The organism is Gemmatimonadota bacterium, from assembly GCA_041390125.1.
In the GTDB taxonomy this organism is placed as follows: Bacteria; Gemmatimonadota; Gemmatimonadetes; order Longimicrobiales; family Gaopeijiaceae; genus JAGQIF01.
In genome coordinates this window covers 1-26,984 of the sequence record JAWKQN010000007.1, presented here as the reverse complement: position 1 = coordinate 26,984, position 26,984 = coordinate 1, and the positions used below count along the sequence as shown (strand labels likewise).

Below are 26,984 nucleotides of genomic sequence, written 5' to 3'. Positions count from 1 at the left end.
ACCCGCCTCAGTGCCGAGGCGGCCCCGCGTCCCACCACCAGAACGGCGCCAGCGGCCTCTGCACCGGCCAGATCTGGTCCAGCGTGTCGCCGTCGTACAGCTCGCCGTTCTTCATGACCCACTGCACCGTGTTGGTGTTGCGGATGTCCTGGAGCGGATTCTCCTCCAACACCACGAGATCCGCGAGCTTGCCCGGCTCGAGGCTGCCCAGATCCTCCGCGAAGCCGATGATGCGAGCCCCGTCGAGGGTGGCCGCCTTCAGCACCTCGCGCGGCGTCATCCCGCCCAGCGCCAGCGCCCACATCTCCCAGTGGTACCCGAGCCCCTGCAGCTGTCCGTGACCGCCCACGCCCACGAGCCCACCCGCGCGCTGGATGCGGGCGGCAGCCGCGGCGGCCTCGTCGAAGCTGAACTCGTCCTCCCGCACCCAGCGGCCCCGCCGCCGGGAGAGGTCGTCCAGGGTGTTGTGCGGATAGAAGCGGTTGAGCTTGGGGTCGTCGTGCACCTCGGTGGTCGTGTAGAAATACTCCTCGGCAATCGGCCCACCGTACTGCACCAGGAGCGTGGGCGTGTAGGCGATCCCGGTGCGGGCGTACAACTCCACGACGTCCTTGAACAGCGGGACCACCGGCAGGGTGTGCTCATTGCCGTGGAAGCCGTCGATGGCATGCGTGAGATCCAGCCGCAGGTCCCGGCCCCCCTCCGTGGTGGGCATGAGCTGCAGCTCCTTCGCGGCCTGCACCACCCACTGCCGCTGCTTGCGGTTGCCCACCATGTACGACTTGATGTTGGGCGTGCGGTAATGGTGCTGGTAGCGCCGCAGATACCGGAGCGTGGCCTCGTAGCTCTGGAAATCGTTGGAGGCGAAGATCCCCGGGCCGGTCATGAAGGCACGCTGACCCAGCGATTGCCCCGTCTCCACGAGGTCCTGGTAGGCGAAGTAGTCGTTGGTGGAGGTCTGGACGTCGAGTCCGGCGGTGACGCCGTAGGCGAGGTTGGCCACCAGCGACCAGTTCTGCGGCTCCAGCACGTCGTGGGTCCGGAACTCCCAGTGCGCGTGCGTATCGATGAACCCCGGCACGATGAAGCGGCCGCTCACGTCCAGCTCACGGGCGCCCATCGGGAGCGTCACCGAGCCCCGTGGCCCCAGGGCCGTGATGCGGTTGTCCGTCACGACCAGATCCGCGTTCTCGATCACCTCGTCGCCGTTCATGGTGATCACGGTGGCGCCGCGTAGCGCCATCGTGCCCGAGGGGGTGGCGCGCGGGAACTCCATCACGATCTCCACGGCCACGACGGACGGGTCCTCGTCGAGCGCGGCCGCGACGGATGCGGAGTCCGCCCCTGTCGAATCCGACCGGGCGCCACCCGCCCGTCCGCCGCCGCTCTCGGGCGTGAAGTCCAGACTGGCGAAAGGCCGCTGATAGAACGTGGAGCCGATCCCCCACGTGAGGGTCGCGCCGTCGTCCGTCCAGGCGAAGTAGTCCGCCCCGATGTCCGTGATGCGCTTCGCCGGCACGGACGGGCTCCGCACCGACACGCTGGCGGGATCCGACTGCACGGGCGGAACGGCCACCACCCACAGCTGGTTCTCCACCGCCGCCAGGGCCCACCGGCCGTCGGGGCGCATGAGCACGGCCTCGGCTGGGGGCGGCTGTGGGGAGCGGGGGCTCTGCGGGCCGGTCACCTTCAGGTGGGTACGACGATCCGTGCCGTCGTAGCGCAGCGAGATCAGGCCTTCGCGCGAGTACACGAAGATGCGCTCCGGGTCACCCGCGAAGTGCGGCACGCCCAGGCCGCGGGCCGGAGCCACCAGGTGGACGTCCCCCCCGTTCGCGTCCAGCCACACCAGGTCGAGCGGGATGCGCAGCCCGCCGAACTCCGAGAAGGTCTGGTGGCGCATGTAGGCGTTGCCGCGCAGGCCCACCAGGCGGGTCCCGTCGGGCGAGAAGGCCAGGTCCGTGTAGAAGGCCTCCACGCTCGTGAGCCGCTGGGGCTGGCCCGACCCGTCGGAGCGGATCTTCCAGACGTGACCGCCCTCCATGTCCCAGGTCACGTACGCGATCCAGCGGCCGTCGGGAGACCACACCGGTTTGAACTCCCAGGCATCCGCGGCCGTCAGGCGCCGTGGCGTCCCATCGGGAAGGTCCATCACGTACAGCTTGGTGAGCACCGAGAAGGCCAGGCGCCGTCCGTCGGGGGAGAGACGCGGATCCTGGACCAGGCGCGCCCGCACCGGTCCCTGCGGCACGCGGTAGGGGAAGTCCAGCTCGGGCCCGACGTCGAGCGCGACGCGCGCCTCGAACGGGATGACGCGCACGGCGCCGTCCGCGACCGATACGCGCTTGATGTGCCCCTCCTCGGTGAAGAGCACCGCGCTGCCGTCCGGCGTGAAGGCGTACCCGGGCAGCAGGTCACGGCTGGGCGCACCTCCGCTCTCGATCTCGTCCCGCTGGATCGGATAGACCAGCCAGCGGTCCGCGCCGGTCTGCAGGTCCCGGATGCGCAGCCCCGATTGCGTCTCGTGGCGCGTGCCGTAGACCAGATGGCGGCCGTCCGGCGACAGCAGCGGACGGATGGCGCTGCCCTGGGCCTGGGTGAGGACGTCCACGTCCCCGGTCTGCAGGTCGCGGCGCGCCACCTGCCACTCCGGAAAGCCCTGCCCGGGGCCGCCACCGGCCCGCGCCATGTAGACGTAGCGGCCATCCGGCGAGAGCGCGGCGCCCAGCTCGGCCGGGCGGGACGCGCCGCCCCCGCCGTTCCCGCCGCCCCCACCACTCCCACCCCCACCCAGCGTGAGGCCGGCCCCACCGTTTCGGTGCACCATGTGCAGCTCGGTGTTGCGGCCGCGCTCGGTGTAGACGATGTACTCGGAATCGGGCGTCCACACGGGCGAGATCACCGCGTTCTGGGTCTCGCGCGTGAGCTTGCGCGGCTCGCTCCCATCCACGCGCGCGATCCAGAGGTTGTCGGCACCGTCGCGGTCGGAGATGAAGGCGATCCACTCCCCGTCCGGCGAGACGCGCGGCTGGTTGTCGTACGCCATCCCCTCCGTGAGCCGGGTCGCCCGGCCTCCCTCCATCGGCAGACGGTACAGGTCGCCGAGCAGCTCGAAGACGATCGCCTGCCCATCCGGCGTGACGTCCAGCGAGATCCAGGTGCCCTCGTCCGTGTCGAACTCGACGGTCCGTACCGGCTCCAGGGGAAGGTCCCGGCGGGCGCTGTCGGCGGCCTGCTGGAGCGCGAAGACCGGAAGGGACGTGAAGGCGGTGGCCAGCAGCGACAGGATCAGGGCGCGGGGGATCCGCATGGGCGTTCTCTGGAGATGGAGAGCGGCCGGGCGCCGCGTCACCGGTCGACGGCGAAGACGAAGGCAGATAGGGTCGGGACGGACGGGGATCGCCGCAAGCCACCGCGTGCTCGACGTGGGCTCACGAGCGCGATGCTCCGCACGCCGGCGCTAGGGCAGCGCGCCCATCTCCTGACCGATGAGCCGCAGGATCTGGGAAGGCAGCGCGCTGGTGAAGCGGTAGTTCTCCGCTTCGGCACCGGGGACGTAGGCGACGATCGATCCGTAGTAGCGCTCACCCGCGAAGAAGACGAACGTGGCCGTACGGTTGGTGACCCGTTCGCTCAGCAGCTGTCCGTTGGGCCCGAAGACCCGGTACCGGTTGTCCCCCGTGCCGGTCTTGCCCCCGAGCTGGAGCGGGAGACCGCCGTCGGTCGTGAAGGCGCCCCGGGCCCGCACGGCGGTGCCGTTCTCCACCACGTCCACCATCACGGCGCGCAGGGCCGCCGCCACCTCGCTGGACAGCACCCGCTCGCCGGTGTCGCCTTCGCGGCGCAGGACGGCTTCGTACGGCGTGCGGCGCGCGAAGGTCAGGCGCTCGATGCGACGCACCGGGTAACGCACGCCCCCGCCGAGGATGATCCCCGCGAGCTCGGTGAGCGCGGCCGGCCGATCGCCGGAGCTGCCGATGGCCGTGCCGAGCGACGGCACGAGGTTCGCGAAGGGGTAGCCGACGCGCCGCCACGACTCCAGGAGATGCCCGTACGCCTCCAGCTCGAGCACGGCCCGCACGCGCTGCTCCTGCACGCCCGGCCTGCGGGTCCGGAACAGCCAGGCGTACACCTCCTGGCGCTCCTCCACCGAGGCATCGAGCACGTCGCTGAGGGAGGCTTGCGGCGTGGCGAGGAGGTAGCGCACCACGAACAGCTCGAGCGGGTGGATCGAGGCCAGGAAGCCCTGGTCCATGAGCGACAGCGAATCCACTTCACTCGCCGACTCCAGCAGGGAGGCGATCTGTCCCTGGCCCAGCACTTCGTCAGGCGTTTCCGACTGGAGGAGGCCGGAGAGCACCTCGGGAGGCGCATCGGCCGCGACCGCGCGCAGCCCGTAGGCCAACCGGCGCGGCGGCAACGGGTGGTTGCGCAGGAACGCCACCAGGAGCTCGCTGCCGCGCGCTCCGTCGTAGGCGCGGTAGAAGTCCCGGATGAAGGTGGATCCTTCCTCGTCGGCGAAGCGCTGGAGATACTCGAAGCGCTCGGGTGAATCCGGATCCGTCAGCGCCCGCGCGCCTTCGCCCGTCTCCGTCTGCACGTAGTACTCGATGATGTCACGCAGCGTGCGGATGGAGACGAGGTTGACCGAGTTGCGGAAGCCCTCGCGCACGGTGAGCACGCGACCGTTGAACGCTCCATCGAAGTTGGCGAACGTCTGCACCCCGAACCCGGTGCGGAACCGCTCCGCCGGATTGGCGGAGTACGTCCGGTCCAGCGCCGCATCGAGCATCGCGGGCAGGGCGGCGTCCGGATGTGCGCCCAACCAACCCACCGCCCAGCGCGAGAGCGGATCGGCCGCGCCGGACACCAACAGAGCCAGGCTGTCGGGCTCGGCACCGCCGTAGCGTCCGTGCAGTTGCTCGACGATCTCGAGATACGTCACCAGCGTGCGGAGCTTCGCGGTCGAGCCCAGCTCCAGCCGGCTGGACGTGTTGAGGTCGAGCGGCCCGTTCCAGTTGTCCGTCCGCACCCGCACGCGGTCCCCGTCCGTGGACCGCTCGTTCAACGTGAACGTGTAGAAGACACGCGTGGGGTCGGCGGTCCCCAACAGACGCGGCGCGTCCAACCCCTGCGCCCGTACGAAGGCAGGATCGTGCAGTTGCGCCAGCACCCGCTCGGCGGCGGCCTGCAATCGCAGGTCGAACGAGCTCTGCACCTGCAGGTCGAGCCGGTCCAGGTCGTACAGGGACGACACCCCGAGCAGGGAGCGCAGTCCGGTCCGGACCGAGGTCGAGGCCTTGAGGACCGTGAACGGCGGCGGCGGCGGCTCCGGAGCGCGGTCCAGGAAGCGCAGGCGCGCGGCCGCGGCGCGCACGGCCAGGTCCGGCGAGATGACGCCCTGCCCCGCCAGGAGCGGGATGTGCGCACCGATCAGCGCCTCGAGGTCGGTACGGCCCTGGGCGCCGGCCAGGTAGTACGACGGACGACGCACCGCGAGCACGAGCCCCAGCACCTGCCGGTAGATGCGGGCCCGTTGCGCCCGCTCTCCCTCCTCCAGCGCACCTTCGCGCGCGGTCAACAGGCGATTGGCGGTCTCGAAGTCGGTGCCGAACCAGACGCTGAGTCCGTCCGCGAGGCCATTGACCTCTCCGTGCCCGCGCTGGGCCGCGAACGGGACGGTGTTGATGTAGTCCCGCACGATCCGCCGCTGCGCCTCCAGCGTCTCCGGACCTCCCAGATAGGCGCGCACGGAGGCGGTGAGGATCTGACGTCCCTTTTCGGTGGCCGACCCGGTGCGTCCTTCGGGGGAGTGGCGGAACTTCTCGATCTGCGTCGCCAGCGTGCTCCCCCCGGGCACGTTGCGCTCGAAGCCCGCCGCATCCAGCGCGGCTTCACCGACGGCCCGGGCGAGCCGGTCCCATTCGACGGCTGGGTTGCGGCGCGGGAACCGGGGGTCGAGCAGCTCGCGGCTCTCCACGAAGAGCAGCGTGCGCCACACCAGCGCGGGGATCGCATCGAACTCCGTGTAGACCTGCACGGGGTCGGCCTGGTGGAACAGCACGTCGCCGGAGCGGTCGTAGACGGTCAGTCCGCCCTGCAGCTTCTCGTCGTAGATCGGAAAGAGCCCGCGAGCGACCAGCTCGCGCATCGTGGGGCTGGTGCGGGCCTGCGCCTCGATGCGGAACCCCTCCTCCTGGACGCGCGTGAGGAAGTCGGGGATGCCGGTGTAGCCCCAGCGCAGGTCGATCGGGCCGCGACCCGCCACCACGGTCGTGGGACTCGGTCCGGGTTCGACGTGGAAGCGGACGCGCTCGGCGATCGAAGACAGGTACCACGACTGCAGGAACGACGTGCGGGCCTCGATCCAGGCGATGCCGCCCAGGAGGGCGACGATCCCGAGCAGCACGGTGAGCTTGCGGCGCCGGGACCAGCGGGAGCGCCGGACAACCGGGTAGCGCCGCCGGCGTCGGCGCTCCTGCGCGCGGTCGGCCGGCGCCGCCTCCGTCGCCTTCGGGGCTCGCCGCTTCGTCTTCCCCTGCCCTGCAGACGGTGTCATCGACCCGTCCGATTCTCCTCGCGCGTCACACGCGCATCACCCGCACCACGAGATCCCACTCGACCGCCAGACCGTCCGGTCCGACCGCGTCCAGCCCACCCGCGTCCCGCTCGAACTCCGCTACCGGATCCTCGCCGTGGCGAGCGCTGAACCGCTTCGTCGCCGACCACGTGCGCAGATATCCCGCCACGGCGGCGAGCGGCCAGCGGTCCCGCATCGCGAGTAGAGGTACCGGAACGGGTTCCCCCGGCAGCGGGAGCGTCGCGTAGCCGGACTCCACCAGGGCGCGCTCGGGCGGCCAGCAGGGCGCCACGCGCGCATAGAAGCGGGTGACCGCCTCGGCGAACGGGGGCTCCATCCGGAACCAGCGATACGTCCACACGGCCAGGATCCCCCCGGGTCGTAGCACCCTTCGTGCCTCGGCGCCGAAGCGCTCCACGTCCAGCCAGTGGAGCGCCTGCGCCACCGTGATCAGGTCGGCGCTCCCGTCGCGCAGCGGGAGCCGCTCGGCCAGGCAGACGAGGCGGGAGAGCGCACCCGGCGCGTGCCGGAGCTGGGACCCGCTCGCGTCCGTGGCCACCACGCGCCCGAAGCGTTCGGCCAGCGGGAGCGCGGCCTGACCGCTGCCCGACCCCACGTCCACCGCGAGCTCGCGTCGGTCCGCGAGCGAGGTCAGCAGGTCGAAGAGCGCATCGGGGTAGCCGGGCCGGAAGCGGGCGTAGTCCGGAGCGTGCCCGGAGAAGTGGTCCTTGAAGGCCGGCATGCCGTACAATGTCCGCCCGCCGTCCCCCTGTCACCCGGGAGTCCCCCTGATCGAATCCGCGCTCGCCGCGCTGGGCACCGTCCTGGCGCCGCACGCCCTGCTGCTGATGGCCACCGGGGTGGGCATCGGGCTGGTCGTGGGCATCCTGCCCGGGCTCGGTGGCACCGTCGGCATGTCGCTGGTGCTGCCGTTCATCTACGGCATGGACCCCAACGTGGCGCTGGCCATGCTGATCGGCATGATCGCCGTCATCCATACGTCGGACACCTTCCCGAGCGTGCTGCTCGGCGTGCCGGGCTCCTCGGGATCGCAGGCCACCATCCTGGACGGGTACCCGCTGGCCCGGCAGGGCCAGGCCCAGCGCGCGCTCTCCGCCGCCTTCTTCGCGTCCATGCTGGGTGGCGTGGTGGGGGCGGCGGCGTTGTTCGCCTTGCTGCCGCTGGCGCGCCCGCTCGTGCTCGCGCTGGGGTCCCCCGAGCTCTTCATGCTCGCCGTGCTCGGTCTGTCGATGGTAGGTGTGCTCTCCGGCGCGGGCCCGCTGCGCGGCATCCTGGCCGGCATGCTGGGCCTGCTGCTCGGCACGGTCGGCGCCGCACCGGCGGCGCCGCACTACCGCTTCACCGGCGACCTCATCTACCTGTTCGACGGGATCCCGCTGGCCGTGGTGGCGCTCGGCCTCTTCGCGTTGCCGGAGATCCTCGACCTGCTGCGCGCCGGGGAGTCCATCGCGCGGGAGGCCACCATGGTGGGGGGATGGCGGGACGGGCTGCGCGACGTGATCCGGCATCGCTGGCTCGCGCTCCGCTGCTCCGTGCTGGGCATCTTCGTGGGCTTCGTGCCGGGACTCGGTGGCAGCGTGGTGGACTGGTTGTCCTACGGACAGGCCGTCCAGGTGGCCAAGGACCGCGACGGGTTCGGCAAGGGGGACATCCGCGGCGTCATCGCGCCGGAGAGCTCGAACAACGCGAAGGAGGGCGGTGCGCTCATCCCGACCCTGCTCTTCGGGATCCCGGGCTCGGGCACCACGGCCGTCCTGCTCGGCGGGATGATCCTGCTCGGGCTCGAGCCGGGTCCCACGATGCTGACCACCCATCTCGACTCCACGCTGACCATCGTCTGGTCCCTGGCACTGGCCAACGTCATGGGCACGCTGGCCTGCCTGGTCATGACCCGGCCGATCGCGAAGATCTCGGTCGTCCCGGCGCACTGGTTGGCGCCCTTCCTGCTCGTGATCATGGTCGCCGGCGCGTACCAGACCACGCGCGACTGGGGAGACCTCGTGGCGTTCCTGGGCATCGGACTGCTCGGCTGGATCATGAAATCCCTCGACTTCCCCCGACCTCCGTTGCTGATCGGGTTCGTGTTGGCCTCCAGCGCCGAGCGCTACCTCTGGATCTCCACGACGCGCTACGGGTGGGCGTGGCTGCGGGATCCCGGCGTCATCGTCATCGCGCTCATCACGATCGCGCTCACCGTCGCGGGCTCGCGGCTGCGCGGCTCGATCGCCGCACGGGGGATGGCCTCGTGAGCCGCCGCCTGGGACGCCTTCTCCTGCTCGTCGGGATCGGACTGCTCTTCGGTGCCGCCGCCTGGACGGCCCGCGCGTTCCCGTTCCGCGCGCGCGTGTTCCCCATGACGGTGGGCGGCGTCGGGGTGCTCGTCACGTTGGCGGCGTTCATCCGCGAATGGATGCGGGACGCGGGCCCGGAGACGATGGCGGGCCCGGGCGACCGCGCCGACCTGCTGCGCTACCTCGGCTGGGTCCTGGGCTACTATGTCCTGATCTGGCTCGCGGGGTTCGTGATCGCCTCCGGCGTGTTCGTGGCGGCGTTCCTGCTGCGCGAGGCCCGCGCTCGTCCATGGGCGGCCACGCTGGGCGGCGTCGTCACCGGCGCGGCGCTCTGGGCCCTCGGCGCGGTCCTCCGCCTCCAGTGGATCCCGGGCCGGTTCGGCGGCTGACCAGAAGGACCGCTAGCCTTCGGCGGCCAGCAGTTCGTCGTACCTCGTGAGGAGTTGCTCGTGCAGCTGGCGGAGCAGCCCCAGTTGGCCGGCCACGCGCGGCAGGACCTCTGCGACGCTGGCAGCGCTCATCTCCCCCAGCGTCCGCAGCACCTCCAGACGGAACGCCTCGTAGAGCTCCTGGTTCTCGTAGAGCTGCGCGACGCGCACCAGCCACCCGAGGTCGAAGCGGCCGCCCGCGGCGACGAGGCGGGCGCCCTCCCACGCTCCGCTGGACAGATCCGGGAGCGAGAGGTCCAGCACCGGCCCGTCCGGCTCCCCACCGGCAGCGAACGCATCCGCCGCGCTGCGCAGCGCGTTCCACGTCCTGTCGATGGACTCCTGGGACGACCGGAGCTCGTCCCGGTTGGCACGTAGCTCGTGGACGACCGCCGCTCGGGCCAGCCGGGCCTGCGCCTCGAGTTGCCGACCTTCGCGCCACTCGTCCGCCGCCAACGCGATCAGGACCGCGAACACGATGCTGCCCACCTCCAGCAGCGCGGCCGCGGCGCTCTGCCGCAGTCGTGTCCTCCTCACCATCGCGTTCCTCCGCCTGGCCAGGGTGCATTCGCAGCGCCGTGCCTCAACCCGGCTCCACGCGCCGCCGATCCTCCCGGGAGAGACCCGTCTCGTCGCTACCAGGGAGTCATCGCATGCTGGAACCCGCACGCGCACCGGTACGGTCCCGAACGGCTCCGGCCCCGGCTACGTCCCCGGACGCCGGGCTCCCCTCCGCCCAGGTCCGACGCTTCCTGCTCCAGGCGGCGCTGGCCGCGGCGCTGGTCTCGGCCGCGCTGCTGCACAGCGTGCTGCCCCTGGGGGCGCAGGCGGCAGCCGGGACGCAAGTCAGCGCCGACTCCACGGCGGCCGTGGCCGCGCCCGGGTTGCCGTTCTTCGCGACGCTCGGACTCGGGTACGGGCAGCGCAGCGACCCCTGCGCCTTCTGCTCCGCGCCCGAGAACACCGACAGCTTCACGGGCCACCTGAGCCTCGGAAAGTACATCGGCGGCGGCTTCGGTGTGGGCCTGGACGCCAGCGTCTGGCGCCGCAGCCACCCCGGGCCCGTCGTCGCGGGCGAAGGCGACGCCGAGCCCGCGGCCACGCCGCTCGTCAACCAGCTCGGCAACCTCTCCCTCGTCCTGAGCTGGCAGACCTGGCATGCGTTCGTCCGCGGCGGTGTGGGCGTCGCCATCGCCAGCCAGGGCATGGAGGACACGCAGGTCGGGCAATCGGCCACCGTCGTCACGGCCAGCGGCAAGGGCGTGGGCTACACGGTCGGGGGCGGACTCACCCTTCCCCTGACGCCCCTGATCGGGGTCGCCCTGTTCGCGAACCACAACGTGGGCACCTACGATCTGACGTCCCTGCACGGCGTGCTCCAGCGCGAAGCGGAGCATCGGTATACGGAGATCGGGTTCGGCGTCACCCTGCGGTAGTGTGCAGCGAGCCTCCGGCGGGTTGCCGGACGGCTCCGGGCATGACAGCCTCCACCGACCGGACCCCATGGCGGTGATCCGGTCGTCGCCTTCCCCTCTGGCGTTGGAGATCCCATGTCCGTCACAGGCGGATCCATCCCTGCGGAAGGTCCGGGTCGGTGAGCGACGGGCCTCCCCACCTCTGTGTCTTCGCCGGCTCCAACCCCGGCCTCCGGCTGGAGTACGCGACGGCCGCCCGCGCGCTGGCCGATGCCGTCGTGGACGCCGGATACGGGATCGTCTACGGCGGCTCCCAGGTGGGGCTGATGGGCGCGCTGGCCGACCGGGCGCTCGCCCGCGGTGGCTCGGTGATCGGTGTGATCCCGGAGGCGCTCGTGCGCAAAGAGGTGGCGCACGACCGGTTGACGGAGCTGCGGGTGGTGGAGTCGATGCATCAGCGCAAAGCGCTGATGTCGGACCTCGCCTCCGGCTTCATCGCGCTCCCGGGGGGCCTGGGCACCCTCGAGGAGCTGTTCGAGGTGCTGACCTGGGCACAGCTCGGCATCCATCGCAAGGGCTGCGGCCTGCTGGATGTCGCCGGCTATTGGCGTCCGCTGACCGATTTCCTCGATACGGCCGTTGCGGAAGGCTTCGTACGGCCCGCCCACCGCGATCTCCTGCTCGTCGATGGGAACGCGGCCGCGCTGGTCCGCCGGGTCGTGGACTTCCGCGCGCCCGACGTCGGGAAATGGATGCAGCGGGACGAGCGGTGAGGGGGCGGCACCGGTTACATCACGCCTTCGAAGTCGCGCGCGGAAGGCAGCAACGGCTTGCGATTGATGCGGTGGACCACGCGGAGCAGCCGCCGGATGCCGCGCCGGTAGGCGGGATCCTCCGTCTCGGTGTAATGATGCGGGATCACAGCTACGCGCGGATCGGGGCGTAGATGCGTGAGTGTCGGGAACTGCTCGGGGCGACGGCGTAGCTGCTGTTCGAACAGCGTGCCGTGGTTCAGCGTGAAGCGGTAGAGGGGGACGCGCTCCAGGCACTCCGCGTGCGCCTCCAGGAAGTCCGCGGTCCGCTGCAGGTCTTCGGCCGTCTCTCCCGGATAGCCGGTGAACATGGTGGTACGCACCGAGATGCCGGCCGCGCGGGCGTCCTTCAGGAAGCGGCTGGTCACGGTGAGATCCGTGCCCTTCGCCATCCGGTCCAGGACCCGTTGGCTCCCCGACTCCAGGCCCGTCGTCAGGCGCACCATGCCCGCCGCGCGGGCCGCACGCAGCGCATCGGCGTCCAGACCGTTGGGGCCGCGCGTGCCGACGTGCACGGCGCCGATCCAACGGGCACCGGGCACGGCGGCCTGGATGCCACCGACCACCCCACGCCACATGTCCACGCTGGAGTTGAGCTTCAGATCCGTGAAGACGAACAGGCGGGCGCCGTGCCGCGCGTGCTGATGCTCCAGCTCACCGAGGACGTTCGCCACGCTGCGGCTGCGGAAGGAGCGGCCGGCCGTGCTGGTGATGTCCGCACAGAACGAGCAGACCCCCCATCCGCACCCCCGGCCCGTGATGATGGGGACGATCGTGTTCGGGTAGCGATCCCAGGGGAAGTCGCTGTAGTCCGGATAGGGCACCGCGTCCAGGTCGGCCAGCGGCGGCGCGTGCAGGGACAACGGCTCCCTGCGCCACACACCGGGCAGGTCCTCCACGGATTCGCGCGCGATGACCCGACGCACGAGCTCGCAGAGGTGCGGCTCGACCTCGCCGCCCACCAGGGCGGTCAGGCCGGGCATCCCCACCCACTCCCGTGCGACGTCGGCCACGGCGAAATACGGACCACCGAGCACGAACGGGATATCCCGCTCGCCGCACAGACGCGCGAGCTCGACGCAGTGCGGATGATACATCAGGTAGGTCGAGACGAGCACGGCGTCGACGCCGGAATCCAGGCGACGGGAGAACTCCCTCGCCACCGCGTCACCCGAGCGCGCGAGCTTCGAGACCCGCCGGGACGTGTACCAGGTCCTCATCTGCTGGACGGCCCGGCTGCGCGACGTCCCGGTGCGGTACCGGAACTCGCGGTCGAGCGCGCCCCACCAGGGCGGACGGGGCTCGCGCGGGACGCCGGTGATGCCCGTGGAGAGCGGAGCGAGCAGCTCCACCTCGAAGCCTCCCTCACGCAGGACCGCGACCAGATATCCGATGGCGATGGAGGGGTAGCGCGCGAAGTTGTTCAGGTCGACGACGAGGACCTTCGGAGACGAACGCATCAATCACGCATGGAGGGAAACGACGACCACCGTGCCAGTATCCGGCTGCGGCGTGGCGGGTGTCAACGTGGTGGTTGCGCGCTGCAGCGGCGCCACACACCGTGCCTCCCCGGGACCTCGCGGGTCCGTACGCGGACGTCTTCGACCGGCATTGTCCGGAGGCCAGCCCCATGGAGCTGTCATCGTGGAGCCCGACCTGTGATGGCCGGGCCGCCCTCCTCCTCGCCTGCCTCTCGGCGTGCGCGCCCGGCGGGGAACGTCCGGACGCACGGGCGGACGTGGCGGAATGGCGGGTCGCGTCCGAGCCGCTCCTGACCGTGGGCGCGGTGGACGGGCCGTCCGAGACGCTGCTGTCGCGGGTCGCGGACGCGCGGCTCCTGCCGGACGGGGGCGTGGCCGTAGCCGACGGCGGCAGCTCCAGCATCCGGATCTTCGACGCGGACGGGCGCCTCCGCACGACGCGAGGCCGAGCCGGTGAGGGCCCGGGCGAGTTCGCGTCGCTGAGCGCGCTCCACCTGTATTCCCCGGACACGCTGGTGGCGTGGGACTCTCGTCTCTCCCGCTTGACGCTCTTCCCACCGGACCCCGGTGCGCCGGTCGTGACCACGCCGGTCCACGCCCCGGGAGGCTCGGCCGAGCTCTGGCTCGGACGCTTCGGCGACGGAAGCGGAGCGGTCGGCTGGATCCGGCAGGGACCGCGCGGGCCGGATGCGGTCTCCGCGGACCGGATGGACCTCGGGCGCGTAGCGATCGGGCTGGGCCAGATCTCCGTTCTGGCTCCGACACAGGGGATACGGCGCGTGGCGTTCCAGCGACCCGGTGGCGCCCGCACGAGCATGCCGCTCCCGTTCTCTCCCCACCTGGTCGGAGCCGTGTCGGGCGACGCGCTCTACTTCACGGACGGCGTGGGTCCTGCCCTGGAAGTGGTGGGATCCGACGGCGGGCGGCGTGGACCGCTCGTCCACGGCCTGACCGGGCCGCCGGTGGCGGAGGCCCTGGCACGGCTCGCCGCAGAGCTCCCGGAGACCGGCGACCGCGGAGCCCTGACCACGGACGACCTGGACGCGGTCGCTGCCGTCACCCCCCTCGACCCCATCCCGGCCGTCTCGGCGCTCTTCAGCGACGATCAGGGGCGACTCTGGCTGAAGGCGTACGACCCGGTCGCCGACAGCCACTGGCTGGGCCGCAGCCTCGCTGGCGGAACGTGGTGGATCGCCCGTCGGACCGGCGGGATGCTGGCCCGCGTCCAGGTCCCCGACGGCTTCCGCCCGATGGACGTTCGCGGAAGCCGCGTGGCGGGCCTGGTGCGGGACACGCTCGGCGTCGAACGTGTCGAGGTCCGCGCGCTCCTCGCGCCCTGATCGCCGGCGCCAGCACCCGGCGAGACATCCGATCGAGGTCCGACTCGATGCCTCTCCCCACCCTGCACGGCGAAGGTCTCACGCTGCGACCCTTCGTGCCACAGGACGCCGATCGTGTGCAGCGGCTCGCGGGCGCGTTCGAGGTGGCCGACACCACGCTGAACGTGCCCCATCCCTACCCGGACGGCGCCGCCGAGGCGTGGATCCTGACCCACACCACCGGGTGGGACCTGCGCAGCTTCTGCACGCTCGCCGTGGAGGTGCCCGAGACGGGGATCGTCGGCACCATGAGCCTGCACCTGGAGCTGCTCCACCGCCGCGGTGAGCTCGGGTACTGGATCGGGCGCCCGTTCTGGAACCGCGGCTACGCCACGCGGGCAGCCCGCGCGCTGCTGGACTTCGGGTTCGACGTGCTGGATCTGAACCGCGTCCAGGCCCAGTACCTCGTGCGCAATCCGGCCTCGCGTCGGGTGATGGAGAAGATCGGGATGCGCTACGAAGGCACGCGCCGCCAGTACATGATCAAGTGGGGCGTTCTCGAGGACGTCGGGTGCTGCGCGTTGTTGGCCGCGGAGCGCTGAGGACCGTTGGATGAGACGCCGATGAGCGAAGACCGGATCGCAGCGACGATCCGTCACGCCGTCGAGGTGGGCCACATCGCTGGAGCGGAGGCGGTGGTCTGGAAGGACGGTCAGGTGCTGGGGGCCACGGCAGCGGGCTGGCGGGACCTCGAAGCCAGGCGGCCCATGGAGCCGGACACGCTGTTCCGGATCGCCTCGATGACCAAGCCGGTCACATCCACGGCGGCGCTCATGCTGCTCGACGAGGGCGCCTTTGCGTTGACCGACCCCATCGTTCGTTGGGCGCCGGAGTTCTCCGGGATGCGCGTCCTTCGCTCCACGGCGGGTGCGCTCGGCGATACGGTGCCCGCGAACCGGCTGATCACATTCGAAGACCTTCTGACGCACCGCTCGGGGCTGACCTACGGAGATTTCCATCCCGGTCCGCTCGCGGAGGCGTATCGGGGGGCGTTGGGCGGCGACATCGACAGCGAGGTGCCCCCCGACGAGTGGATCGCGCGGCTCGCGGCGCTCCCGCTGATCGACCAGCCGGGTTCGTCCTTCCACTACGGCCACTCGACGGACCTCCTCGGCCTTCTCCTCGAGCGGATCGAGGGGGCTCCCCTGGGCGAGGTGCTCGAGCGCCGGATCTTCGGCCCACTCGGAATGAAGGACACGGGGTTCACCGTCCCGCAGGAGAAGCGCGGGCGCCAAGCCTCTGCCCACGGTGTCGACGACACGGGCCGGCTCTGCGTGCGCCTCACGGGCCCGGGGGACTCCTTCCTGGCTGAACGTCCTCCCGGGATGGCCTACGTTTCGGGCGGGCAGGGACTCTGGTCGACGGCGCGCGACTACCTCACCTTCGCGCGCATGTTCGTGGGGGCGGGCGCCGTGGACGGTCTGCAGCTGCTCCGTCCCGAGACGTTCGGACGGATGGTCACAGACCACCTGACCGAAGACCAGCGGGCGAGGGCCGGGTTCGTTCTCGATTCGGGCCACGGCTTCGGTCTCGGAGTCGCGGTGGTGCTCGACGCCGAGAGGGCGAACCTCCACCCCTGCGGCGGAGGCGAGGGCGCCGTCGGCTGGCCTGGCGGTTTCGGAGGGTGGTGGCGGGCCGATCCCGCCGACAGCTCCGTCCTCGTCTTCCTGACCCACCACATGGTCGAGCTGGAGCAGTTCGCCGACGGCGTCGGGTTCGGCGTGTACGAGGCGATCGCCCGATTCCAGGAGCAGGCGTCCCGCCTGTTGCTGGAGTCGGCTGCGTAGCGTCTCCCCGAGACCTGCTCAGGGCCCGGCGGAACGTCCGCGTCCCGACGCGCGAGAACAGCAGGCCGTCCTCTAGAACACCAGCCCCAGGACCACGAGCAGCGTGCGGACGGTCAGGACGAAGAGGGCCACGAGCAGCGGGAGGAGGGTGAGCCCCGCCGCGAAGATCAGTCCCTGCCGGAAGAGGAGCGGGCCCATGCGCGGTGCCTCGCGGCCCCAGAGTGCCCAGGCGGCCACCTCCGTCACCCACCCCAACGTGTAGCAGAGGTTGGCGGCGAGGCCGTAGACGATCACCGCCCCGAGGAGCGGCGGTGCGAAGAGGTCCGCCCGGTCGGGAACGGCGATGAACAGGCCCGTCAGGGTGACCAGGCCGGTGGCTCCCACCACCTGGTTGTAGAGGAGACGTCGCGACTCCCACCACGCGAGCAACGACAGCGGCGTGCGTCGGGTGGCCGGGAGCGGATAGAGGCGTTCGACGAGCGAGCTCATGGCGTTCGGGCTCCGCGGTAGGCAGCTCGGGCTGGAATCGGAACGCTGGCATCACCGCCGGGTGATGTCAAGTACTTTGATCTACAAAGTTGATGGCCTCGGTCGGTCCGCGGCGGCGCTCGCGCCTACCCGAAACGACGGGCGCCCCGGCTCCGGCCCCGGGACCTCCGACCGGACCCCGCCCCACCGGCGTCGGGTACGGCCTGCTCCATGCCGGACGCCACTCCCTCCCGACGCTCCTTCCTGCGCCCGTTCCTGACCGTCGTGGGGGTCTGGAGCGTCCTGTGGGGACTTCCCACGATCCTCCTCCTGTACCGGATCGTCCCCGGAGGACTGCCGACGGCGATCGGCGCGTGGATGGTCGTGGTCTGCGCTCCGCTGGTGGGCCTCCTCCGCGCTTTCGGCGGTGCCGGCGCGCCGTCGGCGCGGACACGGGTGTGGATCTTCCGCCCCTTCTGGTATCTCCAGCTGCTCATGCCCGTCGTCGCGATCGGCGGCGTGATCGGCGCCCTGGTCGGGTGGCCGCTGGGGTCCGCCGGGTGGGCGGGGCGGATCGGTCTGGCTGTCACGGCCGGTATGCTGGTCCTCCTGGTGCTCCTCGGCTACCTGGGCTCGCGGCGCCTGGTGGTGCGCACGCTCCCCATCGCCATCGCGGGCCTCGCGGATGACCTGATCGGGCTGCGCATCGCACAGGTCTCGGACCTCCACGTGGGGCCACATACGCGCACCGCCTTCCTGGCGCGGGTGGTCGCGCGGATCCAGGAGTCCGCACCCGATCTGATCGTCTTCACCGGGGACCAGGTGGACGATTTCGTGGCCGATGTCGCGCCCTTCGCAGCCGCCTTCGGCGACCTCCACGCCCCGCTCGGTCTCTACGCCGTCGCGGGCAACCACGACGTATACGCCGGCTGGAGCGGCGTGCGGGCAGGCCTGGAACGCATGGGAATCGACGTGCTGGTCAACGAGGCCGTGCCCATCGAGCGAGGGCACGCACGGTTGTGGTTGGCGGGCACGGGCGATCCCGCCGGACGTTCGGGCGGGTTCCGGGGAGCGGACGCGCCCGCACCCGATCTCGATCGCACCACCGCCGGGATCCCCGCCGGGGAGCCGGTGGTCGCCCTTGCGCACAATCCCGCGCTCTGGCCCGGTCTGGCGCAGCGCGGTGTGCACCTGACGTTGAGCGGCCACACCCACTACGGACAGCTCGCGTTCCCCAAGCGGGACTGGTCGCTGGCCGGCGTGTTCCTGGAACACGGCCACGGCCTGCACCGCGACGGCGACCGCGTGCTGTACATCAACCCCGGCACGAACTACTGGGGAATCCCTTTTCGCCTGGGGACTCCCGCGGAAGTGACGGTGCTGATCCTGGAACGGGCCTGAGCGAAGGGCAGCGGCGACGGGTGCGTCGCCGCCGCCATCCACGTCACCGCCCGCCCGGACCGTCCGTGGTGTCCGGTCGCGCCGGCTGCTCCATCCTGGAGCACATACCGCCCTGCATGCCTTGACCCTGCTGCATGCCCTGCATGCCCTGGCCGCGCTGCATGCCCTGCATACCCTGGCCGTGCTGCATGCCCTGCATGCCCTGGCCGCGCTGCATGCCCTGCATGCCCTGGCCGTGCTGCATGCCCTGCATGCCGTCCGCAGGCGCGGGCGGATCCGCCTGAGCCCTTCGGCCCATGCCGATCCCGACGCCCTCGCGCGCCGCGCGGTCCAGCAGATAGGCTGCGACGGCACGCCGTTCGGCTTCCGGAAGCGGCTGGCCCGGCATCAACCCGAACTGCTGCACAGCGTGGCTCGGCAGCACCGAACGCTCCGCGTCCGGGCCGGAGATCCAGGCCGCGATCGCGTCCGACGCCTCATCCGTGTCCGCATAGCGCTCCAGGTAGTGGCCCAGCACCATGCTCATGGGCGGCGCCAGCTTGGCCGGCGGATCCCAGCTGTGGCAGGCCGAGCAGATGAGATCGAACATCGCCTGCCCGCGCTCGACGGCCGACGCCGTATGCGACGCATCCTGCGCCGCCAGAGGCGCGGCCAACGCGCCGGACACGAGTACGACAAGACCCCGCTTCATGGATTCCTCCTTCCCACCGCCAGCCCGGAGTCGACGTCCACTGCGGCGTCGGGATCCGGAGCCAGTGCTTCCACGACCCAGAGGAGGTCGTGTTCCGTGATGATTCCCACCAGAACGCCCTCCGCGTCGACGACCGGAAGGCATCCGAACTTCCCCTCTCGCATGGCGCGTGCAGCCTGGCGGATCGATGCGTCCGGAGCGATGGTACGGACATCACGTGACATCACCTGCTCCACGGGAACGCTCCACACCTCGGACGCGTTCCGACCGCCGTCCGCCTGGTTGGGAACGGCGGTGGCCCGAACCAGATCCCGATGGCTGACCACACCCACCACGCGCCGCTTCTCGTCGACGACAGGCACGTGGCGCACGTGTGCCCAGCCCATGATCTCCTTGGCACCGACCAACCCGCGGTTCGCCTTCAGGTAGAAGACCGCCGTGGTCATGTAGTCCTTGACCCGCATCGTCGCCGCTCCGCGTGGAGGGCCCCCGGCGAGCCGCACGACCCGTGTGTCCCGCCACCTCCAGCATGGCGCGGGCACCACCCGTCCGTCTGTCGGGAACTCCCCCCGCGACCAGGTCGGCGTGGGTCCTTGGGGCACTCCCGCACCCTCACCAGGACACGTCCATGAAGCTGCATACCGTGCTCGGCGCCCTCCTCCTCACCGCGCCCCCGCTGTCCCTCGCCGCCCAGACGTCCACCGACGTCGTGGTGCGGGTCATCGCCCGGGACGCCAAGCTGATCGGATCGGGGGTCGGCGGAGTCCGGGTCACCCTGCGCGACCCATCCTCCGGTGCCGTGCTCGCGGAAGGGGTCCAGGAGGGGTCGACCGGCGAGACCTCGCGGATCATGGCGCCGCACGAGCGTGGCGCGCGCATCTACGATACGGACGGTGCGGCCGCCTTCACGGCCACGGTGGAGCTCGAGCGGCCCACGTTCGTGGAGATCGTGGCGGAGGGACCGCTCGGCACGCCGGGATCGGGCCCCCGCGCGACGCGTACCCTCCTGCTGGTGCCGGGCGAGCACGTCCGGGGCGAGGGGATCGTGCTCGAGCTGTACGGATTCACGGTCGAGCTGCAGGAGCCGGACGGCGCCGGCGCGGCCACGCCCGGAACGCCCCTGACCGTCACCGCGCGCGTCACGATGCTGTGCGGATGTCCGACGGAACCCGGAGGCCTGTGGGATGCCGACGACTACACCATCGTCGCGCGGCTGCTCGAGAACGGACGGGTGCTGCGCGAGACGCCGCTCCGGTTCAGCGGCACCACGAGCGTCTACTCGGGCTCGCTCACGCCCGAGCGTTCCGGATCCTTCGAGTTGGAGGTCCTGGCGATGGATCCGGCGAAAGGCAACTTCGGGGTCGTGCGGCGGACCCTTGTGGTGCGGTGAGCGCGCGGACGGAACGCGGGCTCGGGTCGCGTCTGCGGCTCAGCCGCCCAGCCGATCGATGTCGAAGCGCTCCTTCAGGTAGTCCTTGAGCCAGGCGCGCGTGCCGGGATCGAGCCGGGAGGCCCGTGCGACGAGCGCACGCACGTCCTCCCCCACGGAGAAGGGGTAGTCACCCACCTCGGCCTTCGCCTTCTCGATGAAGGCAGGGTCGGAGATCATCCGCTCGGAAGCCGCACGCAGGTCGGCGATGGCGCGCTCCGGCGCCTCTCCGTGCAACCAGAGCACCTTGGCCATGTTCACCCCCGCCACGAGCGTGGCCTGGTAGGCATCCCAGACCGGTCCGTTGGGCTCCTGCCCGTGCATGGCCACATATACCTCGCGCACGGTGGGCAGATCGGGAACGGACGGGTCGCGGGCCACGGTTCCATCGGCACCGATCAGACCGAAGCTGAACATCGGCACCGCCAGACCCTGCTCGACCAGCGGCACCACGTTGCTCAGGTACGCCGGCATGGTCTGGTAGTCGATGTTCGTCTCGCCCTGCTCGAACGCGATGCGGGCCGCGCCTTTCGAAGCGTAGCCCAGGATCGGCTGCACCTGCAGATCGAGGAGCTCGAACGCCAGGAGCGGCACGATGTCGAAGCCCGACGCGGCGATGCCGCCGTAGATCAGCTGGCCGCGCAGCCGCCCCAGGTCCGCTGGATCGTCGATCCCGAAGCTGGGCGACAGGTAGACCGCGCCCCCCACCGGCGACGCGACGATCGGCGCCAGCTCGGTGAAGTCGTAGCGTACCATCGGCTCCTCGAGCAGCGCCGACAGGAAGGTGGAGTTGCCGCTGACCAGCGCTGCCGACCCGTCCGGTCGACGCCGCAGCACGTAGGCGTTGGCTCCCGCCACGCTCGATGCGCCCGGCTCGTTGAGGACCGCCACGCCGGCTCCCGCGCCGAGGCCCGCCTGCAGGTGCGGCGCGATCATGCGCGTCCAGGTGTCGGTGCCTCCCCCCGGCCCGTACGGAACGACCACCTCCAGCGTCCTGCCTGCGTAGAAGGGACCGTCCGGCGAGGCGTCGCCTCCGGAGCAGGCGGCCAGGAGCAGGGAGACGAGCGGAACCAGCGACGTACGTGTGCGCATAGGGCGGGGTCCGGGGAGAGCAAGGGGAGGCCAACATGGACGAGCGGCTCCGGGCCCGGCAAGCGCACCCGAGGCGCGGGACGGGGTAGGCGGAGCGGGGCTCGATCCCGGCCCCACCGCAGCCCGAACCGAGGACCGCCATGGACCGCCGCGTATCCCTGCTGATCCTGACCGCAGCCCTGCTCCAGGCGCCGCCGCTCCTGGCGCAGTCCGTCACCGCGGGGGGCGGGGTCTACGCCCAGGACCAACCCGGGTTCGCACCCACACGCTGGGGGTGGACGGTCCTGTTGGGAACCGAGATCGGCGGTGGACCGGTGCCCTTCCGCGCGGAGGCCAGCTACGCGCGGGTGGACTACACCGTCGTCGGGGAGGACTACCACACGAACACGGGCAATCTCGTCGTGGGCTTCACGAACCGGGGCGATCCCCGTGACGCGTTGAGCATCAACTTCTTCCTGGGGCTGGGAGCCCGGGTGGAGGACGTGGTGCCCGAAGGTGACTCGGTCACGACCTCGGCCACGTGGAAATCGCTCGTCTCCCCCGGCTTCACGATCGAGCGGCGGATCGGTGGGTCGAGCCGCGTCACGCTGCTCGTCCGCGACTACATCAGCGGCCTCCTGGGCTCGGTGATCGATTCGTCCGAACGCGACGTCCGCCATTCGTTCTCGTTCGTGCTCGGACTCACCCGCTGAGCGTCCGGTACGTCCGACCAGGTCAGCCCGTAGAGCAGCGCCACCACGGCGATCGCCGTCCCCGCCAGCTGGCAGGCCGCGCCGATGGCGTCGTCGTAGGGAAGCCAGCGCCAGGTGGCGAGCAGGAAGGCCCAGTCGTGCTCGCCGCCACCGACGAGGGGGAGGGCCTGCGTGCGGGCGTCGGCGACGTACGGGGCGATGTGCCACAGGTTCTGTCCCACCCACCACAGCGGGAAGGCCGCGGAGAAGCGCTGTCCGCGGTGGAGGAACGTCCCGGCGAAGAGGAGCGGGACCAGCAGCTGGAACAGCGTGCCACCCAGGAAATGCATGACCTCCCCGAGCGGGAGGAACACGAGATGGCCGGTCTCGTGGATGGCGAGGTCGACGGCCGATAACGGGCCGCCCCCATCCCCCCGCCAGGCCAGCGTGTAGGCCGCCAGGGCCGCCAGCAGCCCCAGACGGGCCAGGAAGGGCCCGCGGGGCAGACGGTCGGTTCCGGAGGCCGGGGGCCCGGAAGCAGGCGAGCCGGCCGAGGGTGCGAGCGATGGCGAGCGCATGGCGGTCGGGGCAGGCAATGCCCGTGCCCACGCGGGGAGCGGCCGCCCGACCTGGCGATTCCGCGCGCCGTCGCGTACCCCTTTCCTCCACACCGGGCCGCCGCCCGCGGCCCGATGCGATCGGCTCGTAGCGCGGAGACCGCCATGCCTCGCAGACCCGCTTCGCCCGGCTTCGCCCCTGCCCTGCTCCTGTCCGCGATGGCGCTCCTGGCGCACCCGCTGACCGCACAGGAGCCGCTCCAGCCGCTGGACGTCTTCGAGTTCGAGTACGTCCAGGATCCCCAGATCTCGCCCGACGGCCGGCAGGTGGTCTACGTCCGGCAGTTCTCGGACATCATGACCGACCGCAACTACACCAACCTCTGGATCGTCGCGGCGGACGGCACGGGACATCGTCCCCTCACCACCGGTGACGTCGCAGACGCGTCTCCGCGCTGGTCCCCGGATGGCTCCCGGCTCGCGTTCGTCTCCGATCGCGAAGGCTCCGCGCAGATCTGGGTCCGCTACATGGATTCGGGTCAGATGGTGCGCGTGACCAGCCTGCAGCACGGACCCGAGGGCATCTCCTGGTCGCCGGACGGCACGCAGCTCGCGTTCACGTCCCTGGTCGAGCGAGCCTCCACGCAGATCGCCCAGGTCCCCGCCCCGCCGGAGGGGGCCACCTGGGCGGCGCCCCCCACGACCATCGACGACCTGATCTATCGCTTCAACGGCCCCGGGTATCTGACACCCGGCTACACACACGTGTTCGTGGTACCGGCCGAAGGCGGGACGGCCCGCCAGATCTCGAGCGGGGACTTCCACCACGGAGGGGTGTTCCGCGCGAGCCCGCCGGTGTGGACGCCGGACGGGCAGCACCTGATCCTCTCCGCCAACCGGCGCAGCGACTGGCAGGACGAGCAGCTCGACACCGAGATCTTCGAGTTCCGCGTCGCGGACGGTGCCGTGCGCCCGCTCACGAGCCGCTACGGACCGGACGTCGCGCCGGCGATCTCGCCGGATGGTCGGCAGATCGCCTACCTCGGCTTCGATGACGAGCACCAGGGCTACCAGGTGACGCAGCTCCACGTGATGGACCGCGACGGCACCGGCACGCGCGTGCTGTCCGGCGCGCTCGATCGCAGCGTCTCGGACCCGCAGTGGGCCCCGGATGGACGGGGCGTCTACGTCCAGTACGACGACCGCGGCAACACGAAGATCGCGCTCTTCACGCTCGCCGGTGCGCAGCGTGACGTGGCCCGGGACGTGGGCGGCGGGGGCAGCGCATACTCCGGTGGCAGCTATGACGTCGGGCCCCGCGGAGGGGTAGCGTTCACCTGGTCGCGACCGGACATCCCGGGGGATGTCGCCTACCAGGCCGGGCCCGGTCAGGAACCGCGTCTGCTCACGTCCGTGAACGCGGATATCCTGGCCGCGCGCCGGCTCGGTGAGGTGGAGGAGATCTGGTATCCGTCCTCGCACGACGGACGCGACATCCAGGGCTGGATCGTCAAGCCGCCGGACTTCAACCCGCAGCGCCGGTATCCGCTGATCCTGGAGATCCACGGCGGGCCCTTCGCCAACTACGGCGACCGGTTCGACTTCGAGAAGCAGATGATGGCCGCCCGCGGCTACGTGGTGCTCTACACCAACCCCAGGGGCTCGACCAGCTACGGCGGGGAGTTCGGCAACCTCATCCACCATGCCTACCCCGGGGACGACTTCTACGACCTGGATTCGGGTGTGGACGCGGTGATCGCGAAGGGCTACGTGGACCCCGACCAGGTCTTCGTCACCGGGGGGAGCGGCGGCGGCGTGCTGACGTCGTGGATGGTGGGTCGCACCGATCGGTTCCGCCGCGCAGTGACCGTCTATCCGGTCATCAACTGGTACAGCTTCGTGTTGACCGCCGACATCGGCTCCCGCGTCATGAACTACTGGTTCCCGGGCGCGCCGTGGGACCACCCGGAGCACTACGAGAGCCGCTCGCTGCTGTCGGTCGTGAAGAACGTGAAGACCCCCACCATGGTGCTCACCGGCGAGGAGGACTACCGCACGCCCATGTCGGAGTCCGAGCAGTACTACCAGGCGCTCAAGATCCTGGGTGTCGAGTCGGCGCTGGTGCGCGTGCCGGGCGAGCCGCACGGCATCCGGCGGCGACCCAGCCACTGGATGGCCAAGATCGAGAACATCCTGGGGTGGTTCGGGCGCGGAGGGCGGACGGCGACGTGAGGGAGGGAGCGGCCCGCCGACGGGGCGAGGACCGCCCCCCCGCCCCGCGCTTGCCGGCACCCACGGCCCTCCCGCACCTTGCGGCCCCGTGAGCGATCCCACGCCGCCTCCCGTGCCCCGACCCCACTACCTGCCCCGCACCGGGGCGGGCTGGACAGCCTCGGTCCTCTTCCTGGTGCTCTGCGCGCTCGCCCAGCCTCCGGTGGTGCATGGCTGGGCCAACCGGGTCGAGCCTTGGATCCTGGGCGTCCCGTTCCTCTACGCCTATCTGTTCGTCGTCTACGTGGCGATGATCGTCGTGCTCCTCTGGGCGCTCTCGCAGGACGTGTAGCGCGGTGCAGCCCTGGGTCGTCGCCACCTCCCTGATCTTCGCCTACCTGGTCTTCAGCATCGTGCTGGGGATCGTGGCCAACCGCCGCATGGCGGTCGACCTGGAGGACTTCCTGCTGTACGGCCGCAAGGCCGGCTTCGTGGTGCTCTATCTGACGGTGTGCGCCACGTACCACTCGGCCTTCGCGTTCCTGGGCTCGGGTGGCTTCTTCTATACGCACGGCATCGGCTTCTGGGAGGCCGGCACGTGGACCGTGCTGGTGGGCGCCATCACCTACGTGCTCGGCACCCGCATCTGGGCGTTGGGGAAGGCGTTCGGATACGTCACGCCCGCGGACATGCTCGCGGACTTCTACGAGAGTGAGGCGGTCCGCATCGTCGTCGCGATCGTGAGCGTCGTGTTCACGATCCTCTACATCCAGGTCCAGGCGCAAGGGCTGGGCTACATCATCCAGGTTGCCTCGGGCGGCCGCATCTCGTTCGAGCTGGGCACCCTGATCCTGCTGGTGGTGGCCGCAGGCTACCTCATGGCGGGCGGCCTGCGCGCGGTCTACTGGACGGATGTGCTCCAGGGCGTCTGGATGTATGCGGCCGTGTGGATCGGCGCGCTCGTGCTGTCCTACGAGCTCTTCGGAGGACCACTCGAGTTGTGGCGGCGCGTGGCGGCCGAGCGGCCCGACCTCCTGTCCCTGCCCGGCCCTCGCGGGTTCTTCTCACCCGGGATGTGGTTCGGGATGACCATCTCGCTGTCGTTCGGGATCGTCTTCCAGCCCCACATCTTCATCCGCTACTACACGGCCGCGTCGGCCCGCACGCTCAAGTTCCTGGGTGCCACCACACCCATCTACCTCATGACGCTCTACATCCCCACCGCGCTGGTGGGGCTGGGCGGTGCGCTGGTCCTGCCCGACCTGGCCATCCCGGACCAGGTCTTCCCGGAGCTGCTGTTCCGCTACTCCCCGGCCTGGCTCACGGGCCTGATCCTGGCCGGAGCCACGGCGGCGGCCATGTCCACGCTGGATTCGATCCTGCACTCCAACATGACGGTGCTCACGCGGGACGTGTACCAGCGTTACCTGGCCAAGGACCGCTCGGCTGCGCACTACATCTGGGTCGGTCGCGCCATCGTCCTGGCGCTGCTCGTGGTCGGATACCTGCTGTCGGTGAAGACGTTCGCCTTCCTGGTCACGCTGGTGACCCTGTCCGGCTCGGGCGCCCTGCAACTCATGCCCGCCGTTCTGGGCGTCTGCCTGCCCGGTCGCCGGCCGTTCACGCGCACGGGCGTGCTGAGCGGCATCGGCGTGGGGCTGGCGGTCCTCTACTGGACCCTCGTCATACACCCGCACCCACTGGGGATGCATGCCGCCGTATGGTCCCTGGCGGTCAACGCGGTGGTGACCTGGACCGTCTCGCGGTTCACGCAGCCTCCGTCGGCGGCAACGCAGCGTCGCATCCATGGCGAGATCGAACGCTTCGTGTACGGGAGCGAGGGCGACGCCGCCTGAAACCCGGGTCCACACCACGCGTAGGGTGCAGCGTCCCGGATCGTCCCCGCCTCTCGACCGCCTCCTCGATGTCCCTACGCGCTTTCGGACTTCCCTCCGTGCTTGTCCTGCTGCTGGCGTGCGCCGCTCCATGCGACGCACAGACCGACGTAGCCGGTCCGCCCACGCACTATGAAGGTCACGTCCGTGTGGACGTCCCCACCCGCACGATCGAAGCCGAATGGGACATCCAGCACACGGTGACCGAGGACACCCGCTCGGGCCTGGGGCTGCTGCTCAACCCGGCCTTCGAGGTGCTGGCGGTCACGGGTCCCCAGGTCGCATCGGTGGAGACCGGCACGTGGGACGGGTTCGCGCCCTGGACGCGCATCGGTGTGACGTTCCGACCGGACGTGACCGTCGGCAGCCGCGTGA

Annotated in this window: 24 protein-coding genes; 14 read left to right on the top strand and 10 right to left on the bottom strand. The window is 70.8% G+C overall.

Features of this window, described 5'->3' with window-relative positions; translation table 11 throughout:
- Nucleotides 1-7: 7 nt before the first annotated feature.
- From R3E98_08135 to R3E98_08125, 3 genes are all read right to left on the bottom strand, one after another.
- On the bottom strand, nucleotides 8-3,310 hold the full coding sequence (locus tag R3E98_08135; GenBank protein MEZ4423361.1) for an amidohydrolase family protein: 3,303 nt from the start codon (nucleotides 3,308-3,310) through the stop codon (nucleotides 8-10).
- Between the two features lie 150 nt (nucleotides 3,311-3,460).
- Nucleotides 3,461-6,559 (bottom strand): transglycosylase domain-containing protein, encoded by a 3,099-nt coding sequence (locus R3E98_08130; GenBank protein MEZ4423360.1) that lies wholly within the window; start codon nucleotides 6,557-6,559, stop codon nucleotides 3,461-3,463.
- A 25-nt stretch (nucleotides 6,560-6,584) separates the two neighbouring features.
- The gene (locus R3E98_08125) at nucleotides 6,585-7,322 is read right to left on the bottom strand and encodes a class I SAM-dependent methyltransferase (GenBank protein MEZ4423359.1); all 738 of its coding nucleotides are present in this window, start codon (nucleotides 7,320-7,322) and stop codon (nucleotides 6,585-6,587) included.
- Between R3E98_08125 and R3E98_08120 the strand changes: the two genes are divergently transcribed.
- Together R3E98_08120 and R3E98_08115 are read left to right on the top strand one after the other, a co-directional pair.
- On the top strand, nucleotides 7,309-8,850 hold the full coding sequence (locus R3E98_08120) for a tripartite tricarboxylate transporter permease (protein ID MEZ4423358.1): 1,542 nt from the start codon (nucleotides 7,309-7,311) through the stop codon (nucleotides 8,848-8,850). The two genes, R3E98_08125 and R3E98_08120, sit on opposite strands and share 14 nt — an antisense overlap.
- Nucleotides 8,847-9,281: a tripartite tricarboxylate transporter TctB family protein gene (locus R3E98_08115; protein ID MEZ4423357.1), complete on the top strand. Its 435-nt coding sequence runs from the start codon at nucleotides 8,847-8,849 to the stop codon at nucleotides 9,279-9,281. The genes R3E98_08120 and R3E98_08115 overlap by 4 nt, the downstream gene beginning before the upstream one ends.
- A 12-nt stretch (nucleotides 9,282-9,293) precedes the next feature.
- On the opposite strand, the gene R3E98_08110 is transcribed toward R3E98_08115, so the two are convergent.
- Nucleotides 9,294-9,860: a hypothetical protein gene (locus R3E98_08110; GenBank protein MEZ4423356.1), complete on the bottom strand. Its 567-nt coding sequence runs from the start codon at nucleotides 9,858-9,860 to the stop codon at nucleotides 9,294-9,296.
- Between the two features lie 113 nt (nucleotides 9,861-9,973).
- Between R3E98_08110 and R3E98_08105 the strand changes: the two genes are divergently transcribed.
- Complete coding sequence (locus R3E98_08105; GenBank protein MEZ4423355.1) at nucleotides 9,974-10,756, top strand: hypothetical protein; 783 nt, start codon at nucleotides 9,974-9,976, stop codon at nucleotides 10,754-10,756.
- A 158-nt stretch (nucleotides 10,757-10,914) separates the two neighbouring features.
- Nucleotides 10,915-11,508 (top strand): TIGR00730 family Rossman fold protein, encoded by a 594-nt coding sequence (locus R3E98_08100; GenBank protein MEZ4423354.1) that lies wholly within the window; start codon nucleotides 10,915-10,917, stop codon nucleotides 11,506-11,508.
- A gap of 14 nt (nucleotides 11,509-11,522) precedes the next feature.
- Here R3E98_08100 and R3E98_08095 read toward each other — a convergent pair whose 3' ends face one another.
- Nucleotides 11,523-13,007 (bottom strand): radical SAM protein, encoded by a 1,485-nt coding sequence (locus R3E98_08095; protein ID MEZ4423353.1) that lies wholly within the window; start codon nucleotides 13,005-13,007, stop codon nucleotides 11,523-11,525.
- Between the two features lie 170 nt (nucleotides 13,008-13,177).
- Here R3E98_08095 and R3E98_08090 point away from each other — a divergent pair, with 170 nt between their 5' ends.
- The 3 genes from R3E98_08090 to R3E98_08080 are packed head-to-tail and all read left to right on the top strand — an operon-like array spanning nucleotide 13,178 to nucleotide 16,194.
- On the top strand, nucleotides 13,178-14,368 hold the full coding sequence (locus R3E98_08090) for a hypothetical protein (protein MEZ4423352.1): 1,191 nt from the start codon (nucleotides 13,178-13,180) through the stop codon (nucleotides 14,366-14,368).
- A 47-nt stretch (nucleotides 14,369-14,415) separates the two neighbouring features.
- Nucleotides 14,416-14,949 (top strand): GNAT family N-acetyltransferase, encoded by a 534-nt coding sequence (locus R3E98_08085; protein MEZ4423351.1) that lies wholly within the window; start codon nucleotides 14,416-14,418, stop codon nucleotides 14,947-14,949.
- Nucleotides 14,950-14,970: 21 nt separating this feature from the next.
- Entirely contained in the window at nucleotides 14,971-16,194 is a 1,224-nt protein-coding gene (locus R3E98_08080) for a serine hydrolase domain-containing protein (GenBank protein ID MEZ4423350.1), read from the top strand.
- Nucleotides 16,195-16,266: 72 nt separating this feature from the next.
- On the opposite strand, the gene R3E98_08075 is transcribed toward R3E98_08080, so the two are convergent.
- Nucleotides 16,267-16,683: a hypothetical protein gene (locus R3E98_08075; GenBank protein ID MEZ4423349.1), complete on the bottom strand. Its 417-nt coding sequence runs from the start codon at nucleotides 16,681-16,683 to the stop codon at nucleotides 16,267-16,269.
- Nucleotides 16,684-16,893: 210 nt separating this feature from the next.
- On the opposite strand from R3E98_08075, the gene R3E98_08070 reads away from it, so the two are divergent.
- On the top strand, nucleotides 16,894-18,063 hold the full coding sequence (locus R3E98_08070; GenBank protein MEZ4423348.1) for a metallophosphoesterase: 1,170 nt from the start codon (nucleotides 16,894-16,896) through the stop codon (nucleotides 18,061-18,063).
- 43 nt (nucleotides 18,064-18,106) lie between these two features.
- On the opposite strand, the gene R3E98_08065 is transcribed toward R3E98_08070, so the two are convergent.
- Together R3E98_08065 and R3E98_08060 are read right to left on the bottom strand one after the other, a co-directional pair.
- The gene (locus R3E98_08065) at nucleotides 18,107-18,754 is read right to left on the bottom strand and encodes a cytochrome c (GenBank protein MEZ4423347.1); all 648 of its coding nucleotides are present in this window, start codon (nucleotides 18,752-18,754) and stop codon (nucleotides 18,107-18,109) included.
- Nucleotides 18,751-19,218 carry a CBS domain-containing protein gene (locus R3E98_08060; GenBank protein MEZ4423346.1) on the bottom strand — a complete coding sequence of 156 codons (468 nt, stop codon included), beginning with the start codon at nucleotides 19,216-19,218 and terminating at the stop codon, nucleotides 18,751-18,753. The genes R3E98_08065 and R3E98_08060 overlap by 4 nt, the downstream gene beginning before the upstream one ends.
- 164 nt (nucleotides 19,219-19,382) lie before the next feature.
- Between R3E98_08060 and R3E98_08055 the strand changes: the two genes are divergently transcribed.
- The gene (locus R3E98_08055) at nucleotides 19,383-20,144 is read left to right on the top strand and encodes a hypothetical protein (GenBank protein ID MEZ4423345.1); all 762 of its coding nucleotides are present in this window, start codon (nucleotides 19,383-19,385) and stop codon (nucleotides 20,142-20,144) included.
- A 39-nt stretch (nucleotides 20,145-20,183) separates the two neighbouring features.
- Here R3E98_08055 and R3E98_08050 read toward each other — a convergent pair whose 3' ends face one another.
- Nucleotides 20,184-21,275, bottom strand: a complete 1,092-nt coding sequence (locus tag R3E98_08050) for a hypothetical protein (GenBank protein ID MEZ4423344.1) — start codon at nucleotides 21,273-21,275, stop codon at nucleotides 20,184-20,186.
- Nucleotides 21,276-21,415: 140 nt separating this feature from the next.
- Here R3E98_08050 and R3E98_08045 point away from each other — a divergent pair, with 140 nt between their 5' ends.
- On the top strand, nucleotides 21,416-21,967 hold the full coding sequence (locus R3E98_08045; protein MEZ4423343.1) for a hypothetical protein: 552 nt from the start codon (nucleotides 21,416-21,418) through the stop codon (nucleotides 21,965-21,967).
- Here R3E98_08045 and R3E98_08040 read toward each other — a convergent pair.
- Nucleotides 21,877-22,524, bottom strand: a complete 648-nt coding sequence (locus R3E98_08040; GenBank protein MEZ4423342.1) for a hypothetical protein — start codon at nucleotides 22,522-22,524, stop codon at nucleotides 21,877-21,879. The two genes, R3E98_08045 and R3E98_08040, sit on opposite strands and share 91 nt — an antisense overlap.
- 144 nt (nucleotides 22,525-22,668) lie before the next feature.
- Here R3E98_08040 and R3E98_08035 point away from each other — a divergent pair, with 144 nt between their 5' ends.
- The 4 genes from R3E98_08035 to R3E98_08020 form a co-directional block, all read left to right on the top strand.
- Complete coding sequence (locus tag R3E98_08035) at nucleotides 22,669-24,735, top strand: S9 family peptidase (GenBank protein MEZ4423341.1); 2,067 nt, start codon at nucleotides 22,669-22,671, stop codon at nucleotides 24,733-24,735.
- Between the two features lie 88 nt (nucleotides 24,736-24,823).
- Complete coding sequence (locus R3E98_08030) at nucleotides 24,824-25,066, top strand: hypothetical protein (GenBank protein ID MEZ4423340.1); 243 nt, start codon at nucleotides 24,824-24,826, stop codon at nucleotides 25,064-25,066.
- Between the two features lie 4 nt (nucleotides 25,067-25,070).
- A complete protein-coding gene (locus R3E98_08025; GenBank protein ID MEZ4423339.1) occupies nucleotides 25,071-26,570 on the top strand; it encodes a sodium:solute symporter family protein in 1,500 nt (499 codons plus the stop codon).
- 98 nt (nucleotides 26,571-26,668) lie between these two features.
- Nucleotides 26,669-26,984 (top strand): hypothetical protein (locus R3E98_08020; GenBank protein MEZ4423338.1); only part of this gene is annotated, 316 nt, incomplete at its 3' end.